Genomic DNA, 20077 nt, shown 5'->3' with positions numbered 1-20077 from the left:
GATCATTGATCCGACCTCACACCCTTGCGCGGAATGGCAAACCCGAGCCACACGGCGAAGACGCCCATCAACCCGACGATAAGCACAACGTAGAATTGGAAATTGTCCGAGAACCAGGCGGCCGCCAGGCGGCGCAGGTTGCTGGGGCTCTGGTCGGTCATCCCGGCGATGAAATGCGCTCCGGCCGGCACCGTATTAACGGCGAGGCTGGCAGTTTCGATCTCGGCAGACCCACCATTCAGTCCCTGCCAGACGGCAGGCTCGACGAGCCGACGAACGCCAAGCGCGATATCGGCGGGCGATGCCGCATGGACCACAGTCCAGACTGCATCGCCGGAGGGTGACGGAGTTTGCGTCAAGGTCAGAAGCGAGTGTCCCGGCCGGAGCTTGGCGGTGGAACCAGACCCATCCTGGTAATTCAGCCATTTGCCAAAACGTGTGCCCGCACCTGAAAACCAGTCCTGCATCTTCGATGTTACGGACAATTCGTCCTGCGGCCTCGTGGTCGATTTGCGGAACGCATCCAGCAATGCGGTCGAATCGTCGTCATTGTTTTGCTCCGGGCCGGCTTCGAACATATTGCCGATGGTCGCTGTTCTGATGGGATCGACGTCTGCGGTGGATACGGTCATCGGCTGGAAGGCATTCACAGGAAAAGCGCTCTTACCGGCATTGCCCAGCTCGGCAAAGGCATTCTGCGTGGTGATCACCAGCGCATTGCGCTCTCCGGATGGAGCGGCGCCGCTCAAGCGAATATCGGCATTCAGCGGATTGCGGGCGGCAAGCGCCAGGCGGGACAACATGGTCAGGGCGGCACTTGTGGACTGGGCATCCGGGCGTTCGATGAATATGTCGAACGGTCTGCCATCGGCATAGGGATAGGCGGTACCGGCGAGACCGCCGATATCCGGAAGACGGCCGATCCGGGCGAGCGCCGGGATTTCGATCTTCGTCTCCTTCAGGAGAATGAACCGCGGCGCGGTATCGTCGCGGGCCTCGGGCGCGCAGGTCTCGTCGGCATCGACAGGCAATTCGGCCAGAAGCTCGACCTTGTTATTGCCCGGACGGAACGCCCGCAGCGGCAGTTCGATCAGCTTGCCGTCAAACTGTTCTCCAGCGGTATTGCGGAAAGGATAGCTGGTTACGACGCGGTCATTGACCCGCACCAGAAACTGCGCCGTACGCTTCAGGCCCGGTGACGTGGCGGCGCTGAGCTTCAAGCCGATCGTTGCATAGTCGGCCGGGTAGAAATCCGCCGGCATGACCATGTTGAAACCGGTGCGCGACAGGCGACCGGAAAAGACGCGGGTCTCATATCCGGTGTCGGCCAGTGTAAAGCTCGTTGATGCGTCGGCAATAATCGTCCCCGACTGGCGTGAAAAAATGCCGCTATCGAGGCTTTCCTTCAGTGGCCCCTGGATGGCTTGAAGCAGCTGGCTGCTCATATCGGCGCGGGTGGCGCCTCGCAGGCTGACCATTGCACGGCCCTCTGGTCCTGCGTCGCGGACGGAAAGGCCATAGGGTGCCGCCTGTCCATCGGCACCACGCGCCTGCGCCCGCGTCTTGTCCGAAGACACATAGAGATCGACGCCAGGGCCGGTGCCAGGCTTTTCGCCGACCGTGACCGCGAGATCGTCCCGATTCATGAATAGCGCCAGCGTCTGTAGAACGGGAGCCGCATCATTCAGCATTTCGGCAGTCGCCGCCTGCGGCAGGATCAGCCGGATGTCAGTGACATTGGCTTCGGTGCGCGCGACGGTGAGGAGATCAGCGAACGACTGAAACCCATGCTGCCGGGTTGCGGCAAAACCGCTTGCAGAAGGATCAAACTCGCTCCACAGCTCATAGGTAGCCTCCAGCGAGCAATCGACCCGATGGAACTGGCGCGCCCGCAGAACCACCTGATTGCGGCCGGGTCTTAGAAAGTCCGCGCCGATCGCCAGCGCTTCTTGTTTAAAGCCATTCGGCGAGGCGATCTTGAATGTCCCGGCCGATTTGCCGTTGACCTCCACATCCATCACGGACGTATCGGGCAAAACCGAGACAGCATTTCGGTAAGACAGTGTCAGCTGCCCGCCGCTTGCGGCCTGATCGGCGGCGAGATTGAAGCTCAGCCGTGCGACGGCATCTTCGCCGGAGAGGTGATAGGCCGGCAGCGCCTGTTCGAACGGAACCAGACCGCTGACCTTGGCAGCCGCGGCTTCCGCCGGAACCGGCCGGGTCGACAGGATGCTCTCGCTGTCTCCAGGCAGGATGCGGGCCGCAGACGGGGCTGCATCCAGCAGGCTCTGGGCGGAAAGCGGCAGCGTCTGGGCCATGATGAGGGCGAGCGACAGGCCGACTGTCCGGGTGCGAAAAGGCTTAGCCATAGAGCTGCTCTCCCTTGAGAACCGGGGCATGGTCGGCTGTTTTGACAGGCAAAGGCACCGGAACGATCTTGTTGTCGTTCAACACCATCGGCGCATCGTCGAAGGACTGGACGACGCTCTCGCGGATCAGGCCAGCGCTGTAACGGATGGCACGGAGCGATTCCGTCAAGCTCCAGAGCGCAAAGCGGCTGGTGCCCCAGAAGAAGTTTTTCCGCGTCTGGCGGCGCTCCAGGCGATCCTGCAGCACGGACTGGTCGGAATACATCAGCTCGGCAATCGCCATCACCGTTTCCGGCGTCCTTTCGGAATAGGCAAAGCCGCAGATCGCCGTCTGGTCGAGCATGCGCCGCGAGCGATAGACGACGTTGAAGTTGATCGTCTGGCCACCACGGCGGACTTCGACCTTGGCCATCGTTGGAGTGACGAGGTCCAGCTTCGGTTCCTTGTCGACAAATTCGATCGACACGCCGCCGCTTGAAGCATCCTGGATGATGACATGGTGGATGATATCATCGACATGCATCAGGGCGTGGCGCTTGACCGGCAGGCGCTGGTTGCGGCGCAGTTCACGGCGTTCCGCAATCGCCCCGAGGGCCGCACCGGCGAGACCGAGATTGATCAGGTTCCACATCGCAACGATCAACAGTAGCTCGCTGGCGACCGGCTCGGTCAGGACGCGATATCCGGAATAAAGGGCTGCAGCGAGCAGCAGGAAGAAGATGGCAAAATACGGCGTTGCCAACGGCGACAGCTTGCTCTTGTCCAGAGTCTGGCCCTTGGCTGTCACATTGAACGTCGGCTTGCGCGGATTGCGCACGACGCTGACGATACTGCCAAACAGGAAGACGGCCTGGACATATTCGTAAAGCTCAGAAATCCACGGCCAGCGGACACGGCCATAGAGATAGCTCTGCATCGCAAACGAGCTGATCAGATAGGTGACCGCATAGGAGGCGAACTCGAGGATGTTGGCCTTATAGATCTCGAGAGAGAAGAAGATGTAGAGCAGCGGCGAGAACATGAAGGCCAGCCGCGACAGCGGGAACAACCAGAACATGTTGATGCCGGCATAGCAGATGCGCTGCGGGATCGAGAGGCCCTTGGCGAGGAAAGGCCGCTTGAGGATGAGGATCTGCAGCATGCCCTGGCACCAGCGGGCACGCTGGCCGATGAACGAGACGAACGTCTCCGGCTGCAGCCCGGCGATCAGCGGTTTGTCGACATAGACCGAGTGCCAGCCCTGGCAATGCAGCGACAGCGCCGTTTCGCAATCCTCGGTGATCGACTGGCCGGAGAAACCATCGGTGGTCTCCAGCGCCTTGCGGCGCAGCACGGCCGCTGAACCGCAGAAGAACGAGGCGTTCCACTTGTCGAGCCCGCGCTGCAGGATCGAGTAGAACATCTCGTTTTCCGACGGCATACGGGCAAAGGTCTGGAGGTTCTTTTCCAGCGGGTCTGGATTGAGGAAATAATGCGGGGTCTGGACGAGGAAGAGCTTTTCATCTTCCTTGAAGAAGCCGACCGTCTCACGCAGGAAGTCGCGCACCGGCGCGTGGTCGGCATCGAACACCACGACCAGTTCACCGTTAGAAACCTTCAGGCCTTCATTGAGATTACCGGCCTTGGCGTGATCGTTCTGCTTGCGAGCATGGTAGTGCACGCCCATGGCGGCGCAGAGCGCCTTCAGCTGTTCATGACGGCGAATGGCGGCGACCGAGACATGCGGGTTCTTGTGGTTGCGCTTGGCATCCGTGCCGCCGTCATCGAGCAGATAGATGTTCAGCTTGTCCTTCGGATACGCCATCGACTTGGCGGCGGCCAGCGTCACCGCCAGAAGTTCGGCATCTTCATTATAGCTCGGGATGAACACATCGACCGTCGGCAGATCGGGGGTAGCGCCCATGTCCGGCGTCTTGCGCTTGATCGGATCGATGACCATGAAAAAGCTGATCGCCAGCATTGCCAGGCAATACATCTCGGCGAGATAGAGCAGGAAGCCGGGGATGAAATTCAGCGGCTCGGTGATGTCAGGCAGCGTCTCGGTTGTGCGCCAGAAACCGTAGCGCAAAGCAATGATGCCGGCGAAGACGAGGGTGACCACACGAAACGCGCTGTTGTCGGGACGCGTCATCCCGATGAACATGATGCCCAGAACTGCGAAGCTGAGCATAAGCTGCGCCTGCAGGCTCATCGGCAGCAGAATAAGAGACAAGCCGACTGCCCCGGCCGGAAGTGCCAGATATTTTCCGCACGTCATGTGCCACCAACCCCATCGTCATCTTCAGCGGCGCATCATGCGTGCCGGTTCTACATCGAACAGCCGGAACCTAAGCGGCGAAGGGTCAACAGAATCCTAATTTGAGGCGTGGTGGATGGAAACGGTACAGGACTAGGTAAACACAAGGTTTACGCGGCGCGCCAAGATATGAGGAGGGGCGGCTTTTGGCAGCCGGAAGGAACATGCGGGCCGTCATCGCGTTGATATTTCTGAAAACAGGAGACAGAGATGACGCTTCCCGCCGATCCCATTCCAGGCCCTATTCCCCCCATTGAGCAGCCGCCACCCGTCAGGGAGCCGGAGCCCGACCGGCTGCCGGACGAGGACCCCTTGCCCAATCCGGACGAAAATCCGGAACCGCCGCAACAGGTGGGACACTGCTGACATTGCCCGATCAAGAATGCAGACCAGGCGGTAAATCCCCCTCACCTTTGCACAAAACCACAAAGGCCCAGCAATCCAGGCCCTTGTGCTGTCGTTTGGAGCCTATGCAGCACCACCCGCTGCAACAGGCCTCCACACCTGCTCCCGGTTCCCCTCGGCGGCGAGATCGATCGTGATACGGGTGCCATTCCTGATCCGCCGGCGCAATGCATCGGCACCGCCCGGTCCGGCCCGAAGCACGTCACCGTCGTGAAGCGCCTGCAACCGCGAGCGCGATACCGGCAACTCTCCGGCCAGCAGGCGGTCAAGCCGCAGGCTGACCGGAAACGGCACGTTCAGTTCGATGTCGAGCACCGTCCAACCGGAGGGTTCCTCCAGAAGTTCCTTGCCGATTTCGAAGCCGGGAAACTCCTCGATGCGTTGCGACTTGCGCCGCAGCGCCTCGATGTTGAACGTTTCGGCCCGGATCCAATCCGCATCGTTGGACTGTAATGCTTCAAGGACCTTAGGATCGATATCGCCGACGCCCCGCCGTTCGAAGATCGGCCGGTTCCAGGTCTTTTCGCAGGCCAGGCATCTATAAATCAGCCAGGCATCAAGCCTGCGGCCGTTGGCGTTGAGGCGGATTTTGCCGCTGCTCTGGAATGGCCTTTGCATTCCGCATCCGCTGCAGGCGATCCAGGGTTGGGGCGCCGTTTGCGGTGTAATGGTCCATCGGACCCGAAGTAGATTGCACATATCGTCTTGGTCTTCCGTTCGGAAGTCCACCAAGATGGTGCAGGAGAAACCCTTTGCGGGCGCGGCGTGGCGATGTTTGGGGCGGCTGAAGAGCTGAGAGCGCAGAGCTGCACACGGCACATTGAAACAATGCCAGACCGGTCTCTCGCCACCACCCGATGAACACATCTGTACGCCGACGGCATCGCCATCGCGCAGTACGGGGTGAAACTGGATTGAGACCGGTATTACTTAGGCAAACTGCAACCTCTGTGCGCCAACGCTCTTGGTCGTCAGGTTAGCAAATGATTTGCGCGGCGTGGAGGCCTGCGGCCTATTCGGAAATAGAAAACATGGCAGTGCGGCGTTTATGCAACTTTGCGCTGATCACAGATCGACGGCGGTCAACGAATGGCCGCGTTAAAGCAGCCCTTTGAGGTGCAGAAGCCCAAACGCCGCCACTGTGGCAGCATCCTTGAGTTCACCACGAACGATCATGTCAATGACCTCTTCAATTGCAAAGCCGCGGCTGATCAGCCCTTGTTCTTCCGGATCCAAGTTCGTTGAAAGCGGGCGCAGACCGCGCGCGAGGAAAATATGGCACCTCTGAGTCGAATAGCCATACGCTTCGAAGAGCTGGCCGACATATGTCATTTCATCGGCGGCAAGACCGGTTTCTTCTCGCAGTTCACCATGGGCCAACTCCAGGGGATCGACATCCTCGTGCTCCTCCCAGGAGCCCTGCGGCAACTCCCAAAAGCGCTTTCCGACCGGATAGCGAAATTGTTCGACCAGATAGACAATCCCAGCCGCATCGATGGGGACGATGAGAGAAAAGTCGTTCTTCTCGACAACCCCGTAGATGCCCTGCGAACCGTCACGGCGCTCGACTCTATCCTCGCGAACTTTCATCCAGCGGTTCTGATAAACAATCTTGGTGCTTAGCGTTGTGATTTCGAGAGCATCGTCAGTCATCTGTTCCCCGATTGGTCACCTCGGTAGTGAATCACTTCCGGTCCCCAGTAGGCCATTTATTGATAGCTTACGATAGGGAAGACTGCCCAAGATCACCAAATAGCCGGGAAAGCATGACTTGCAGACAGCAGGGAGACGCAATGTCAAACGTGAAGGGAATTTCAATGCGTTCAGCCAAGATCAGCAAAACCGCAGTGTCGTCGGATATTTGACTGTGGAAAGAATGGTACGGTTGGGGGGTCTCGAACCTCCGACCTCAGGTGCCACAAACCTGCGCTCTAACCAACTGAGCTACAACCGCACAAAACAAAGCTGACGAAACAAAGTCGCGCCGCGCTTTCCGGGTCAAATACGGGCAGTCCGGATTTTTTGCAAGCCATAACTTGCCCGTAGATGTGAAAAAACCGGGTAAACAATCACCCGGTTCTTTTTATCGTGCTGCGCGAACAAAGTCCGCGCCCGCAGAAATCAGTTCTTCTTGAAGCCGGAGATGGCCTTTTCGGCGGCATCCTTGCCAGGCTTGGTCACGGTTTCGGCAACTTTGCGGGTGGCTTCCTGCATCGACTTTGCCTGTTCCATGGCAAGCTCGGCCTGCTTGCGGATGAAGGCCGTCTGCAGTTCGAACAGTTCCGAAACCGACTTGACGCCGAGCAGCGCTTCCATGTGCGACAGCGAGTTTTCTGCATTGGTGCGCAGGGCGTCGATCGCCTTCAGGCCGAGTTCGACGGTGCCGGACTGCGCGCTTTCGATGGTCGCTTCAACAGTCTTCGTCGCATCTTCGGCGGCGGTCTTCATCTTGGAATAGGCTTCCTTGGACTGGGCAGCACCCTTTTCAGCGAAATCGCGGAAAGTTTCGGTGACCTTTGCCGGGTCGAACGAGGCAAGCGAAAAGACGTCGTCGGTTTTCTTGGTAGCCATGATCTGCGCTCCTTGGTTTCAGGCCCTCTCATGAGGCACCCGTTGTTCAGTGATGTCTATATAGGCGATTTCGTTGTGCATTGCAATATATTTGTGCAATGCAGCATTCATTAAAATCACCGACATTAACCTTGCGCGGCGAAAGGCCTGTGCGCCATGGTCAGCAAGCTGGACCCCTGCCCCCCCGGCGTCTATTAATAGACTGTTAACAATCCCGCCCCTATGGCGGTTGCGCAAACCAGGTCTGCCGATGCCCGCAAAATCGTATCCCTTTATCGACATCGCCGTTCATGAACGGGTGCGGGAGCATTTTGCCAGGGGCGATGCCGCCGTCCTGTTTTCGCCCGACATGAGCCAGGTGCTGTGGTCGAATGGCGAAGGTGCCTTCCTGTTCGGGCTGCCGTCGATCTACGATTTCATCGATAGCGGCGCCAACCGCAACGATGCCGCCTACCGCCAGATGGAGGCGGCTGCCCGTCAGCTGAAGCGCAGCGGCGACAGCCGGACATTCCTGATGCGGATCGCTTCCGGCTTCCAGCGCGCCTCGGTCAGCGCATCCGTCGAGATGATCACCGTGCGGCCTGGCGAGACGGCCATCCTCTTTGCAGCTCCTCGCGGCGGCAAACTGCTTGCCATTCAGGATCGTGCAGCACGGATGATCTCGGGCTTCGACGACCCGGACACGCATATGGCTGTGCTGGACGGCGACGGCGCCGTGCTGGCCGCCTCGCCGGGGTTCAGGGCTTTGGCCATGACACCGCAGACATGCCGCTCGCTGGTGACGGCTGTCAGCCGCGACAGCGACTGGCTGCTCAAGCGGCCGATCCCGACGGGCAAGGGCCATCTGCCGGCGGCAATCGGCAAGCTCTCCGAGCGCCCTGCCCTGCATCTGCTGTTTGCGGTCGAGACCATTTTGGGTAATCTCGATCCTGGAACGGATTTTCAGGAGATTGCAGATGCCGATGGTACGCCGGCCGTGCCAGAACCAGATGCAAGCCAGACCGCCGCTCCACTTCTGTCACCAGTCGCGCTGCCTGCCGATGTGATCGACGAGATCGGGCAGATCGAGGAAATCACGCCGGAAGACGATGGCTTCATCGATGCCGGTGATGACAGTGATTCAGCCGCAGAAACAGAGCAGCCTTCCGCTGAAGATACCGCGGCTCCTGCTGACCCTGTGACCGAAGAGGCAGCCCCGCATCTGCCGGCGCCATCTCAATCACAGCCGGAACACATCGTTTCTGAGACAGCCGGGCCGGAGGAGACGTCCGAAGCTCAGGTGCTTGACGAAGCCACCATTCTACCGGAAGCCGATGAAAAGGCGGCCGGCGAGATCGAGCGTGGCGAAACACCACCGGCAGAAACTCCGGAAGAGCCCGTCCAGGGCAGCGTTGCGCCGGATGAGACGATGGCGGCCCAGAGCGCGAGAGACACCGCGGATGGCGAAATCGCCGCGGATGGCGTGGCAGACGATGTTCCCCTCCCTCCTGCCGATAGCGCACCAGATGAAACCCTTGGAGAAGACGCTGGCGTAACCGGGCCTGTGCAGGGTTTCGTCTTCAACCCGAACAGCCGCGCCGTCCGCTTCGTCTGGAAGATTGATGCAGACGGGCGATTCAGCGAGATTTCCGAGGAATTCGCAACCGCCGTCGGGCCGAACGCGGCCGATATTACCGGCCAGAGCTTTAGCGATCTGGCGGACCGTTATAACCTTGATCCCGGCAATACGATCAGCGAGCTTTTGAAGCGGCGCGACACCTGGTCGGGCAAGACGATCTACTGGCCGGTTGAGGGTACGCGCCTGCAGGTACCGGTCGATCTTGCCGCCCTTCCGACCTATTCGCGCAACCGCGAATTCGACGGTTTCCGCGGCTTCGGCATCGTACGCGTGGCCGATACGATTAATGACGATCAGGCCATGGGCCTGACGTTCAGCCCGCCGGCTACTGCCGAAGAGACTGTTGCAGACGAAGTGGATGGCGCGGCGGAAGTTCTGCTGCCCGCAGATCACGACGTGGTGGCAGAAGCCCCGCACGAGGCGGAAGAACATGCCCCGTCAGCGGAGCATAGTGAGGCTCTGAGCGAACCGGCGGACAGCGCGGCATCCGAACCGGCCGCATCTGAGGAGGATAGCGCGAGCCAACCTGCCGAGCCGACCAACGAACCGGCGGCAGTTGACGACCAGGAAGACCCTTTCCGCGGCGAACGCCCGGCGCTGAAGCTCGTCGAGACAGCGGGACGCCGCATATCCGACAAGGTGGTCCAACTCGACAATCACCGCCCGGGCACCGAACCCTTGAGCCGCAGCGAACAGGCCGCCTTTCGCGAGATCGCCCGTCAACTCGGCGAGAATTTCGGCAAACGTCCGAACGAGGCTGTGGCTGCCACAGACGGGACGACCGTTCAAACGCCGGTACGCGAAGATGCTTCGCCGAACATCGAGGCGGCCGTCGAGGATGGCCGGAACGGAAGCGAGGATCGCGCAGGCGGCAACGAGATCGTCGAGCCGCCTGCCGAAGAGGTCCAGCCACCCGCTCCGATCGTGCCTGCCCGTACCAGCGGCAACAGCAGCCTGACGCCGGAAATCCTCGACAATCTTCCGCTCGCCCTTCTGGTCCATAGCGGCGACGACCTGTTTCACGCCAATTCCGAATTCCTGGCGCTCACGGGCTATTCCGATCTGGACGAGCTGCGCGAGGAAGGTGGGATCGACGCCCTTTTCGCTGGCGACGAGGATGACCTGTTCGACTTGCCGGATGGCACGATGATGCTGATCCGCAATGACGGCCAACTCGTGCCAGTCTCGGCACGGCTCCAGTCGATCCGCTGGGAGGACAAGAACGCGCTGATGATGGCGCTTTCGGCAACGCAGACGGCGGCTGCGCCTCTCGCTGCCGAAATCCAGCCGGCCGACGCAGCCGAAGAGCCTGCCGAAGTGCTGGAACTTCAGGCGCTCCGCATGGAAGCGGAAGAACTCCACTCCATTCTTGAGACGGCAACCGATGGCGTTGTCGTCGTCGGTGCCGAGGGTGAGATCCGCTCGGTCAACCGGTCAGCCAGCGCCCTGTTCAATTATGATGACGGCGAAGTCCGCGGCAAACCTTTTGCCATGCTGTTTGCCCATGAGAGCCAAAAGGCCGTGCTCGATTACCTCGCCGGGCTTTCCGGCCATGGCGTCGCCAGCGTGCTGAACGATGGCCGGGAAGTGATCGGCCGCGAAGCGTCCGGCGGCTTCATCCCGCTGTTCATGACCATGGGCCGCCTGTCCTCCTCCAATGGTTTCTGCGCCGTCATCCGCGACATCACGCAGTGGAAGCGGACGGAGGAAGAATTGCGCAACGCCAAGCGGGCCGCCGAAACCGCCAACGCCCACAAAAGCGATTTCCTCGCCCGCGTCAGCCACGAAATCCGCACGCCGCTCAACGCGATCATCGGCTTTTCCGACATGATGGCAAGCGAGCATTTCGGCCCGATCGGCAATCCACGTTACGTCGAATATGCCGGTGACATCGGCCGCTCCGGCCGTCATGTGCTCGATATCGTCAATGATCTGCTGGATATCTCGAAGATCGAAGCCGGCGAGATGGACCTCGACTTTACCGCCGTCGAGATCAACGATGCCGTCTCGGAAGCCGTGTCCCTGGTTCAGCCGCAGGCCAACAGCCAGCGGGTGATCATCCGCACCTCCCTGTCGGGATCGGTTCCGAACGTGGTTGCCGACAACCGTTCGATCAAGCAGATCGCGCTCAACATCCTGTCCAATGCCATCCGCTTCACCCCGTCCGGCGGCCAGATCGTCGTGTCGACCGCCTATGAGGCGAATGGCAGTGTCATCCTACGGATCCGCGACACCGGCGTCGGCATGACACGCACCGAGCTTGAGCAGGCCATGAAGCCGTTCCGCCAGGTGACCACCGGCGCCCGCAAGCGCGGCGACGGCACCGGCCTTGGGCTACCGCTGACCAAGGCGATGGCGGAGGCAAACCGCGCGCATTTCTCAATCAACTCGGCCCCCAACGAAGGCACGCTGGTGGAGATTTCCTTCCCGTCGCAGCGGGTGCTGGCGAACTAGCCAAGGAGGAATGGGAGACGGCGGCAGTCACGTGCCAGATGGTGGCGGTTGCCGGTTCTGCTCGCGCCAGGAGACGGGACTGAGGGACGTGACCCGCCGGAACTCGCGGTTGAAGTTCGATTTCGTCTGGAAGCCGCATTCGAACATGACGGCAGTCACCGGCATGCCGGTCTCGCGGAGCAGCCGGCAGGCCTCGGCAATTCGAAAATCATTGATGTACTGAGAGACGTTCTTGCCCGCGAGCCGGTTGACCGCGCCGGAAATCTGGCGGGCCGGGACGCCTGCGCGCCGGGCCAGCCGCGACAGGGTCAGGTTTTCGTCGCGTGATAATTTCTGATCCACCAGCAGACGATCGATCTTATCAAGGATGTCGCGGTCCTGTGCAACCAGAGACAGGAGGTGGTCGCCGCTCGGGACCGGCACGGGAGCCGCACGCTCACGGGCGGCGACAAGAGCGGTGACGCCCAGCAGGAACAACCCCAAAAGATTGGCATTGCCGATGAGCAGCGCCATATTCTTCCCCTTGCTCCACTCGAATTCCAGCAGGATTACCAGGTCGAACAAGGCTGAAAGGCAAAGCCAGGCAGCGGCCAAAAACAGGGCGCGATGCGCGGCAATAGCGCCTTCGAAGCGCGCATCGTCCAATCCGTCGGCACCGCCGCGGGCAAGATCCAGTAGCGCGAGCGCATATCCGACGAACAGAGCGATCAGGGCAATATCGATCAATTCGGGCGCCAGAAGCAGCAACGCGACCATCGCGAATGGCGGCGCAGCATGCATCCAGCTCATCCTGCCAGTTGCCGATCCCTCATGATGAACCAAACTGCGGAAACTTGCCCATACGAGAGGCGGTACAGCGCTCGGCAAGATTGGAAGGATGAATTGCAGCGTCTCGATGCCGTAGCCCCATCGCAAGCCGACAATAATCGACTGAACCGCACAGACGGCGACCAGAGCCAGGAATGGCCGGTTTCCCTTGGAAGGTTCCGTGCTGCGCAAGATCGCGGCCAGCAGGATGAGGAGCAGCAAGGCGACGACAAACGGCAGGGGCACGAAGATCAAGGGACGTCCTTTGCGTGGCATTCAATGCGTCAATGTTGGCCCATATCGCGATTCGAGACGACCTGGATCGTGATCTAGGAAGCGGTCAGGCCAAGCAACCGTGATCATGCGGATGTTCGACCAAACCAAGCGAGATCCTCATGAACCTTTTTCAAGCCTTTTGTTCCCTCATCCTTCCCATCACATTCGCCGTTCCCTGCCATGCAGCCGAAGTCGGCATGCGCCAAATCAGTGTAGCCGCGCCTGAGCGCGAGCGCGATCTTACCGTTACTGTCTGGTATCCTGCAGAGGCCGGCGGCGAGCCTGTCCTTGTCGGCGACAACAAGATCTTCAAGGGCGCACTCGCCTTTCGCGATGCGCCGCTCATCAAAAGGAACTTTCCGCTCGTAGTGATGTCGCATGGCTCGGGTGGCCGTATCGAAGCCATGACCTGGCTTGCGACCGAACTCGCCAAGGCAGGCTTTGTCGTTGCAGGCCCCAATCATCCCGGCACGACCAGCGGCGACTCGACCCCGGCCGACACGCCAAAACTCTGGGAGCGCACGCAGGACCTGTCCGCAGTGATCGACGCCCTCACGACGGACACGCATTGGAGCGGCGCTATCGACGCTGCCCGCATCGGGGTCGTCGGCTTCTCGCTTGGCGGGGCCACCGCCATGGAGATCGCAGGCGCCCGGGCCAGCCTGGATGCCTATGCGCGCTATTGCGACACCTACACGAAATGGGATTGCGCCTGGTTTTCAGGCGAAAAGGGCTATGTGAACGACGAGCCGGTCAAGGTCGATAAAGTCGATCTGCGGACCATCGACAAGGCCCGTTTCGACCAGTCAAACCTTGATCGCCGTGTTCAAGCCGCCGTTCTCGTCGATCCGGGCCTAGCGCAGGCTTATGAAGCGGAAAGCCTGAAAGAGATCGTGATCCCGATGAGCTTCATCAATCTGGGCAGCAGCGGCACGATCCCCGCAGCCGTGATCGCCGACCGGTTGGCGAAGCTGCCTCCACAAGGTTCCTACGCGACGGTGGCCGGCGCCGACCATTTCAGCTTCCTGCCGGAATGCAAGCCGGGTGGAGCGGAAAAGCTGGTGACGTTTGGCGAGGTCGATCCAATTTGCACCGATAGCGGCACCCGCTCGCGGGCGGATATCCATACCGAACTGACGGGGCTGATCCGAGAGGCCTTGCGGAAGACGCTCAAGGATCGCCCCTAACACGGCATCTGTACCGTCGAGCAACGAAAAAAAGAGGCAGCTTAAAAGCTGCCTCGATAAGTTGAATGCTAAAACAGGTGCTCGAGAGGTAATGACATCATGTCTGCGCTGGCATCTCTGCCAAAGCCAACCCCACATCGGGTGGCCTCAAGTTGAGATCAACATGCGCTGCCATTCGTAAACAAAACCTTTCCAGCTGACCCGCAAATTTTAAGTATCGGCCCGGAAGACCTAAGCTTTGGTTAATTCGGCGAACTTGAAATCGTTAACGCCGCCGCTCAATTTCCAAGCTCGGCGAGGTTGGCGTAGAGATCGAGCGCTTCCGGATTGGCCAGTGCTTCCTTGTTCTTGACGGGGCGGCCGTGCACGACTTCACGTACTGCAAGCTCGACGATCTTTCCGGATTTGGTCCGCGGAATATCGGTGACGGCGATGATCTTGGCCGGCACGTGTCGCGGCGAAGCTCCGCTGCGGATTCTGGCCTTGATCGCCTTGACCAGATCGTCGCTCAAGACGATCCCTTTCGCCAACCGAACGAACAGGATGACGCGCACGTCGTCGTCCCAGTCCTGGCCGATGCAGATAGCTTCCGCCACTTCGTCCATCTGCTCGACCTGATTGTAGATTTCGGCCGTGCCGATGCGCACCCCGCCCGGATTGAGCGTCGCGTCGGAGCGGCCATGAATGACGATGCCGCCATGTTCGGTCCACTCGGCAAAATCGCCGTGGCACCAGATATTGTCGAAGCGCTCGAAATAGGCAGCCTTGTACTTGGCGCCCTCCGGGTCGTTCCAGAACATCACCGGCATCGAGGGAAACGCTTTGGTGCAGACAAGTTCGCCCTTTTCCTGGCGCACCGGCTGGCCGTCATCATCCCAGACATCCATAGCGAGGCCCAGACCCGGCCCCTGGATTTCGCCACGCCAGACCGGCTTCAGCGGATTGCCGAGCACGAAGCAGGAGACGATATCCGTGCCGCCGGAAATCGACGCCAGCTGGACATCCGGCTTTATGCCTTCGTAGACGAAGGAGAAGCCTTCGGGCGACAGCGGCGAACCGGTCGAGGTCATCAGCCGCAGCGACGACAGATCATGGGTGGAGACCGGCGTGAACCCGCCCTTGCGCACGGCGTCGATATATTTTGCCGAGGTGCCGAAGATGGCGAACTGCTCGTCGCGGGCATAATCGAACAGCACGTTGCCATCGGGATGGAACGGCGAACCGTCGAACAGGCAGAGCGTTGCGCCGAGAGCCAGCCCGGAGACCAGCCAGTTCCACATCATCCACCCGCAGGTAGTAAAGTAGAACAGCTTTTCGCCCTCGCGCAGCCCGCAATGGAAACGATGCTCCTTGAGATGCTGCAGCAATGTGCCACCGGCCGAATGGACAATACATTTCGGAACGCCGGTCGTGCCGGAAGAGAAGAGAATATAGAGCGGATGCCCGAATGGCAGTGCAGCGAATTCAAGCTCGCCTGCAGTAAAGGGCTTGATGAAGCCAGCCAGTGTCCTGCCATTGTCGAGCGAAGCAGCGAGCGTTTCGGCATGACCGGCATAGGGGATGATCAGGGCAGGCACGCCGAGTTTCCGGGTAACCGCCTGGGCCTTCGCCGACACGTCCTGCAGCTTGCCGGCATACCAGTAGCCGTCACAGGCGATGAACAGTTTCGGCTCGATCTGGCCGAACCGGTCGAGCACGCCCTGCTCGCCGAAATCCGGAGAACAGGACGACCAGATGGCACCGATGGACGCCGTTGCCAGCATCAGCGCAATGGTTTCCGGCATGTTCGGCATCATCGCGGCGACGCGGTCACCCTTGCCGATACCCTCTGCCTTCAAGGCCTGCTGCAGTCTTGAGACCAGCGCCCGCAGTTCATCGAAGGACATGCGCGACTGCACCTTGTCCTCGCCCCGGAAAACCAGAGCATCACCGCTGCCGGTATGGCGCAGGAGATTTTCGGCGAAATTGAGCGTGGCGTCCGGAAAAAACCGCGCGTCGAGCATGACGTCGCCGTTGATCAAAACTCGTTCGCCGCGATTGCCGATGACGCCGCAATGGTCCCAGACCGCCGTCCAGAAGTCGGCACGCTCGGTGATCGACCACTGATGGAACCCATCATAGTCCGCAAAAGTCTTCGAAAAGCGTTGTCCGCACCAATCGATGAACGCCTTCATCGGCGTCTGTTCGATGAATTCTGCCGACGGTATCCACAGGGGCCGATCTGACTGCATTTTTTCCTCCGCTTCCCAAGCCAGCCTCTATATCATGCTGCGACGCAAGATAAACAGGCCGGGCAAATGAAGGCTGTGGCAGTTGCGACATTTCGCGTGTCAACCGTTTGATTTCCGAGCGATGAAAGCCTATCCAGAGGCCTTCAAAACGATTGAAAGTGCCCCGGACGGCCATGAGGCAATTCTTCACCATCGCTAGCAGAAAAATCGGATGGAAAGAGTTCTTTCTATCGCGAACCATCGCCTGGCTGCTTGTCGGTGCGGTTATCCTCACCGCCCTTTTCAAGATCGCCCTGCCGCTGTTCGTCTCCACCGCCAGCGTCAAAACGAACATGGAGAATGTTCTGTCGTCATGGACGGGCGCGCGGGCAAATATTGTGGGCGACCCGCAGATCAGCTTCTGGCCGCATCCGGTCCTGACGCTGCGCAATGTCACTTTCGAAGGCGGCGATGCGGCCGCCCCGGAACTGCTGGCGAAGGCTGACGCGATTGCCGCCGGTTTCGACATTCTCGCTGCCCTGCGCGGCACGCCCCTCTTTTACGACTTTCATCTGGTCAATCCGGTTTTCAAGGTGGAACGCCGGCTCGACGGAACGTTCAACTGGCGCCGTGCCGGCTGGATGGCTGATGCGATCGCCGATGCCTCGGGCAAGACGCCGTCGCCCGCCCGCAACACGCCGCTCGGCGATATCGAAATCATCAACGGCACACTCGAATTGACAGATCGTGTCACGTCCAGCGCCCATCGCGTCACGGCGATAACCGGTGCCGTGCAATGGCGGACGCCGACCGCGCGACTGAATGCCAGCCTTTCAGCTGTGATGAACGGCCAGCCTGTTCAATGGTCCATCACCTGCGACGAACCGCTGATGCTGCTATCGGGCCAGAACGGCACACTCCAGACGGCGTTCAGCTCCATACCGCTCACCTTCAGTTTCGACGGCAACGGCAATATTTCAAACCACCCCTTCGCCATCGGCCAGCTTCAGCTCAAAGCAAGATCGACCAGCACGCTGGAAGCCTGGTTCAAAGGCCAGCCATTGCCACCCGCTGGCACCGGTGCCATTGCCGTCAATACCAGCGTGACGATGTCGGCGCAGGCCTGGAAAATGGACAATCTTTCGCTGTCCCTTGATGAATCCAACGCTACCGGCGTTCTTGGCATCGCCTGGAACGAGACGCGCGGGCCACGCATCGATGGAACGTTGGCCTTCGATCAGCTTGACCTGGCGCAGATTATTTCGTCCGCACAATCCGGCTCTGTACTCCCCCTCGACAGGACGCTACTCCAACAGTTCAACCTTGATCTCCGCCTGTCGGCGCAGGAGGTCAGCTATGACACGGCCGCCCTGACGGATGTTGCCGCCGGCGTCATGGTGGAAAATGGCCGCGCGTCCATCGATGTCGGCGACGGCACTTTTGCCGGAGGCACGATCAGCGGCCGCATCGTTTTGGCCAACGGTGGCACCGAAGGTGGTCAGATGCAATTCGCCCTGAAGAATGCCGACCTCGCCCCCGTTGCGGCCAGCCTTGGACTGACAGGGCCGCTGCCGCTGGGCCGAGGTATTCTGAGTGTCGATCTATCCGCCGACCGTCCCTTGCAGACACTGACCAAAGACGGCATTTCCGGCGAAATTCACTACTCAGCAAACAATGGCACCGTGGTGAATTTCGATCTGCCGGAGTTTGAGCGTCTTGCCGCGCAGGGCCGCGCCTTCAGCATCAGCCACGCCACCAATGGCTCCTTCCCCTTTATGACAGCGGATATCGCCGCGACCTTGCGCAAGGGCGTTGTCGAACTGACGAGCGCGGATATCACGGGCGAAGGCCGGACGCTGTCGCTTGCCGGGACCATTCCCGTCAGCAGTGGAACGCTTGCGCTGGTCGGCGGCGTCCGGGCTGGCGATGACCCAACGCCTGCGACGCGTTTCTTTGTCGATGGCTCCTGGCCGAACCCACTCATTTCACCGCTGCCTGCGATTATCACACAGCCATGACCGGCGCAGATCGGTAAGCCATTCGCGGCATTTATGAGATCACCAGCGAGCAAACGTGCGCGCAAATATCCTTGCACTGTATTCCTGCCGCACGAGAGAGAATGCGAACGCGGCTGACGCGCCCGCTGTCTTCCCCTCAGTGTGCGAAAGCGGCCTGCTCGTCCTTGACACGCTGGATTTCCCGGCGGCGGGAAACCACCGAGGCGATCAGCACACCCATCGCGACAATGCCGATCAGGATGGTGCAGACAGCGTTGATTTCCGGCGTCACGCCCAACCGCACCTGACTGTAGATCCGCATCGGCAGCGTGGTGGCGCCGGGGCCGGAGGTGAAGCTGGAAATCACCAGATCGTCCAGCGACAGCGTGAAAGCGAGCACCCAACCGGAAAACACGGCCGGCGCGATCACCGGCAGGGTCACCTGCAGGAAGGTTGCGACCGGCGTGGCGCCGAGATCCATCGCCGCCTCCTCGATCGAACGGTCGAAGCTCAGAAGCCGGGATTGCACGACGACGGCGACAAAGCACATGGTGAAAGTGATATGCGCCAATGTCAGCGTCCAGAAGCCGCGATCAAAGCCGATGGCAACGAACAGAAGCAGCATCGACAGGCCGGTGATGACTTCCGGCATGACGAGGGGCGCGTAGATCATTCCGGAAAACAGCATGCGGCCGCGAAAGCGCGTGTAGCGCGTCATGGCAAGTGCCGCCATCGTACCGAGAACCGTTGCCACCGTTGCCGAGATCAGGCCGACCCGGACGGTCACCCAGGCGGCATCGAGAAGCGCCTGATTGTGGAGCAACTGCACATACCACTTGGTCGAGAAGCCCGCCCAGACGGTGACCAGTTTGGATTCGTTGAAAGAGAAGATCACCAGCAGAACGATCGGCAGATAGAGGAAAGCGAAGCCGATGACGATCGAGGCGATGTTGAAACGGGACCAGCGCTGCATGACTATCTCCCCTCGCTATCGGCTTTGGATTGCGCGTGCTGGAAGAACATGATCGGCACCACGAGGATGAGCAGGAGGATGGTTGCAACAGCAGCCGACACCGGCCAGTCGCGGTTGGCATTGAACTCGTTCCACAAGGTCTTGCCAATCATCAACGTTTCGGAGCCACCGAGCAGATCGGGGATGACGAATTCGCCGACGGCCGGAATGAAGACCAGCATGCAGCCGGCGACAACGCCGGGCATCGACAAAGGAAACGTCACGCGCCAGAACGCCCGGATCGGCGTGCAGCCGAGATCCTGGGCAGCCTCCGTCAGGCTGTGATCCATCTTTTCCAGCGACGAATAGATCGGCAGCACCATGAACGGCAGGTAGGAATAAACGATACCGATATAGATCGCCCAGTTGGTGTTGAGGATGATCAGCGGCTGATCGATCACCCCGAGCGTCAGGAGCAGTTGGTTGAGCAGCCCTTCCGGCTTCAGGATGGCGATCCAGGCGTAAACGCGAATCAGAAAGCTTGTCCAGAACGGCAGGATGACCAGCATCAGCAGCGTCGGGCGAATGGTGTTGGGCGCCTGCGCCATGCCGTAGGCGACCGGATAGGCGATCAACAGGGTCAGGAATGTTGAAACCAAAGCAATCCAGAGGCTGGATATATAGGCCTTGGCATACAGCGCGTCTTCGGTCAGCCAGATATAGTTATCGATCGAAAACTGCTTGATGTTATCGATAATGCCGCCAATGCCGGATGCGAGATCGAAAACCGGCAGATAGGGCGGCATCGCCACGGCGGTTTCCGACAATGAAATGCGGATGACGATGAAAAACGGTATCAGGAAGAAGAATAGCAACCAGGCATAGGGGATGATGATCACCAGCCGGTTGAACAAAGCCGATCCGAGTTTTGCCAT

The 20077-nt window shown here is 60.1% G+C and carries 12 protein-coding genes and 1 tRNA gene; 3 read left to right on the top strand and 10 right to left on the bottom strand.

All coding sequences use genetic code 11. The features are described 5' to 3' along the window. Positions 1-2 precede the first annotated feature (2 nt). From ASC96_RS18980 to ASC96_RS18955, 6 genes are all read right to left on the bottom strand, one after another. Positions 3-2369: a cellulose biosynthesis cyclic di-GMP-binding regulatory protein BcsB gene (locus ASC96_RS18980; RefSeq protein ID WP_060504693.1), complete on the bottom strand. Its 2367-nt coding sequence runs from the start codon at positions 2367-2369 to the stop codon at positions 3-5. Beyond that, complete coding sequence (bcsA, locus tag ASC96_RS18975) at positions 2362-4626, bottom strand: UDP-forming cellulose synthase catalytic subunit (RefSeq protein ID WP_060504692.1); 2265 nt, start codon at positions 4624-4626, stop codon at positions 2362-2364. Before bcsA ends, ASC96_RS18980 begins: the two co-directional genes overlap by 8 nt. A 507-nt stretch (positions 4627-5133) precedes the next feature. Then, positions 5134-5769 (bottom strand): DUF1062 domain-containing protein, encoded by a 636-nt coding sequence (locus ASC96_RS18970; protein WP_060504691.1) that lies wholly within the window; start codon positions 5767-5769, stop codon positions 5134-5136. Between the two features lie 399 nt (positions 5770-6168). Next, positions 6169-6723, bottom strand: a complete 555-nt coding sequence (locus tag ASC96_RS18965; protein WP_060504690.1) for an NUDIX hydrolase — start codon at positions 6721-6723, stop codon at positions 6169-6171. Between the two features lie 224 nt (positions 6724-6947). Then, a tRNA-His gene (locus ASC96_RS18960) sits at positions 6948-7024 on the bottom strand. 167 nt (positions 7025-7191) lie between these two features. Continuing rightward, positions 7192-7641: a phasin gene (locus ASC96_RS18955; protein ID WP_037105817.1), complete on the bottom strand. Its 450-nt coding sequence runs from the start codon at positions 7639-7641 to the stop codon at positions 7192-7194. Between the two features lie 250 nt (positions 7642-7891). On the opposite strand from ASC96_RS18955, the gene ASC96_RS18945 reads away from it, so the two are divergent. Then, positions 7892-11713 carry a PAS domain S-box protein gene (locus tag ASC96_RS18945; protein WP_060504688.1) on the top strand — a complete coding sequence of 1274 codons (3822 nt, stop codon included), beginning with the start codon at positions 7892-7894 and terminating at the stop codon, positions 11711-11713. A 27-nt stretch (positions 11714-11740) separates the two neighbouring features. Here the strand turns inward: ASC96_RS18945 and ASC96_RS18940 are convergent, their stop codons facing one another. Then, positions 11741-12766, bottom strand: a complete 1026-nt coding sequence (locus ASC96_RS18940) for an AraC family transcriptional regulator (protein ID WP_347360121.1) — start codon at positions 12764-12766, stop codon at positions 11741-11743. A 149-nt stretch (positions 12767-12915) separates the two neighbouring features. On the opposite strand from ASC96_RS18940, the gene ASC96_RS18935 reads away from it, so the two are divergent. Next, positions 12916-13983, top strand: coding sequence for an alpha/beta fold hydrolase (locus ASC96_RS18935; RefSeq protein ID WP_060504686.1), 1068 nt, complete (start codon positions 12916-12918; stop codon positions 13981-13983). A gap of 278 nt (positions 13984-14261) precedes the next feature. Here ASC96_RS18935 and ASC96_RS18930 read toward each other — a convergent pair whose 3' ends face one another. Next, positions 14262-16214 (bottom strand): acetoacetate--CoA ligase, encoded by a 1953-nt coding sequence (locus tag ASC96_RS18930; RefSeq protein WP_060504685.1) that lies wholly within the window; start codon positions 16212-16214, stop codon positions 14262-14264. A gap of 173 nt (positions 16215-16387) precedes the next feature. Here ASC96_RS18930 and ASC96_RS18925 point away from each other — a divergent pair, with 173 nt between their 5' ends. Continuing rightward, entirely contained in the window at positions 16388-18211 is a 1824-nt protein-coding gene (locus ASC96_RS18925; RefSeq protein WP_060504684.1) for an AsmA family protein, read from the top strand. Positions 18212-18347: 136 nt separating this feature from the next. On the opposite strand, the gene ASC96_RS18920 is transcribed toward ASC96_RS18925, so the two are convergent. Together ASC96_RS18920 and ASC96_RS18915 are read right to left on the bottom strand one after the other, a co-directional pair. Further along, positions 18348-19163 carry an ABC transporter permease subunit gene (locus ASC96_RS18920; protein WP_060504683.1) on the bottom strand — a complete coding sequence of 272 codons (816 nt, stop codon included), beginning with the start codon at positions 19161-19163 and terminating at the stop codon, positions 18348-18350. Positions 19164-19165: 2 nt separating this feature from the next. Beyond that, on the bottom strand, positions 19166-20077 hold the full coding sequence (locus ASC96_RS18915) for an ABC transporter permease subunit (protein ID WP_060504682.1): 912 nt from the start codon (positions 20075-20077) through the stop codon (positions 19166-19168).

The sequence above is a fragment of the Rhizobium sp. Root1204 genome, from assembly GCF_001424965.1.
GTDB lineage: Bacteria > Pseudomonadota > Alphaproteobacteria > Rhizobiales > Rhizobiaceae > Pararhizobium.
Note: the sequence above shows the minus strand (reverse complement) of the source record. Positions and strands in the feature narration are given on the sequence as shown.

Coding starts and splice junctions, on each gene's coding strand:
- ASC96_RS18945 (WP_060504688.1), top strand. CDS start 7,892: ATGCCCGCAAAATCGTATCCCTTTATCGACATCGCCGTTCATGAACGG.
- ASC96_RS18965 (WP_060504690.1), bottom strand. CDS start 6,723: ATGACTGACGATGCTCTCGAAATCACAACGCTAAGCACCAAGATTGTT.
- ASC96_RS18925 (WP_060504684.1), top strand. CDS start 16,388: ATGAGGCAATTCTTCACCATCGCTAGCAGAAAAATCGGATGGAAAGAG.
- ASC96_RS18930 (WP_060504685.1), bottom strand. CDS start 16,214: ATGCAGTCAGATCGGCCCCTGTGGATACCGTCGGCAGAATTCATCGAA.
- ASC96_RS18920 (WP_060504683.1), bottom strand. CDS start 19,163: ATGCAGCGCTGGTCCCGTTTCAACATCGCCTCGATCGTCATCGGCTTC.
- bcsA (WP_060504692.1), bottom strand. CDS start 4,626: ATGACGTGCGGAAAATATCTGGCACTTCCGGCCGGGGCAGTCGGCTTG.
- ASC96_RS18955 (WP_037105817.1), bottom strand. CDS start 7,641: ATGGCTACCAAGAAAACCGACGACGTCTTTTCGCTTGCCTCGTTCGAC.
- ASC96_RS18915 (WP_060504682.1), bottom strand. CDS start 20,077: ATGGCAAAACTCGGATCGGCTTTGTTCAACCGGCTGGTGATCATCATC.
- ASC96_RS18935 (WP_060504686.1), top strand. CDS start 12,916: ATGAACCTTTTTCAAGCCTTTTGTTCCCTCATCCTTCCCATCACATTC.
- ASC96_RS18980 (WP_060504693.1), bottom strand. CDS start 2,369: ATGGCTAAGCCTTTTCGCACCCGGACAGTCGGCCTGTCGCTCGCCCTC.
- ASC96_RS18970 (WP_060504691.1), bottom strand. CDS start 5,769: ATGTGCAATCTACTTCGGGTCCGATGGACCATTACACCGCAAACGGCG.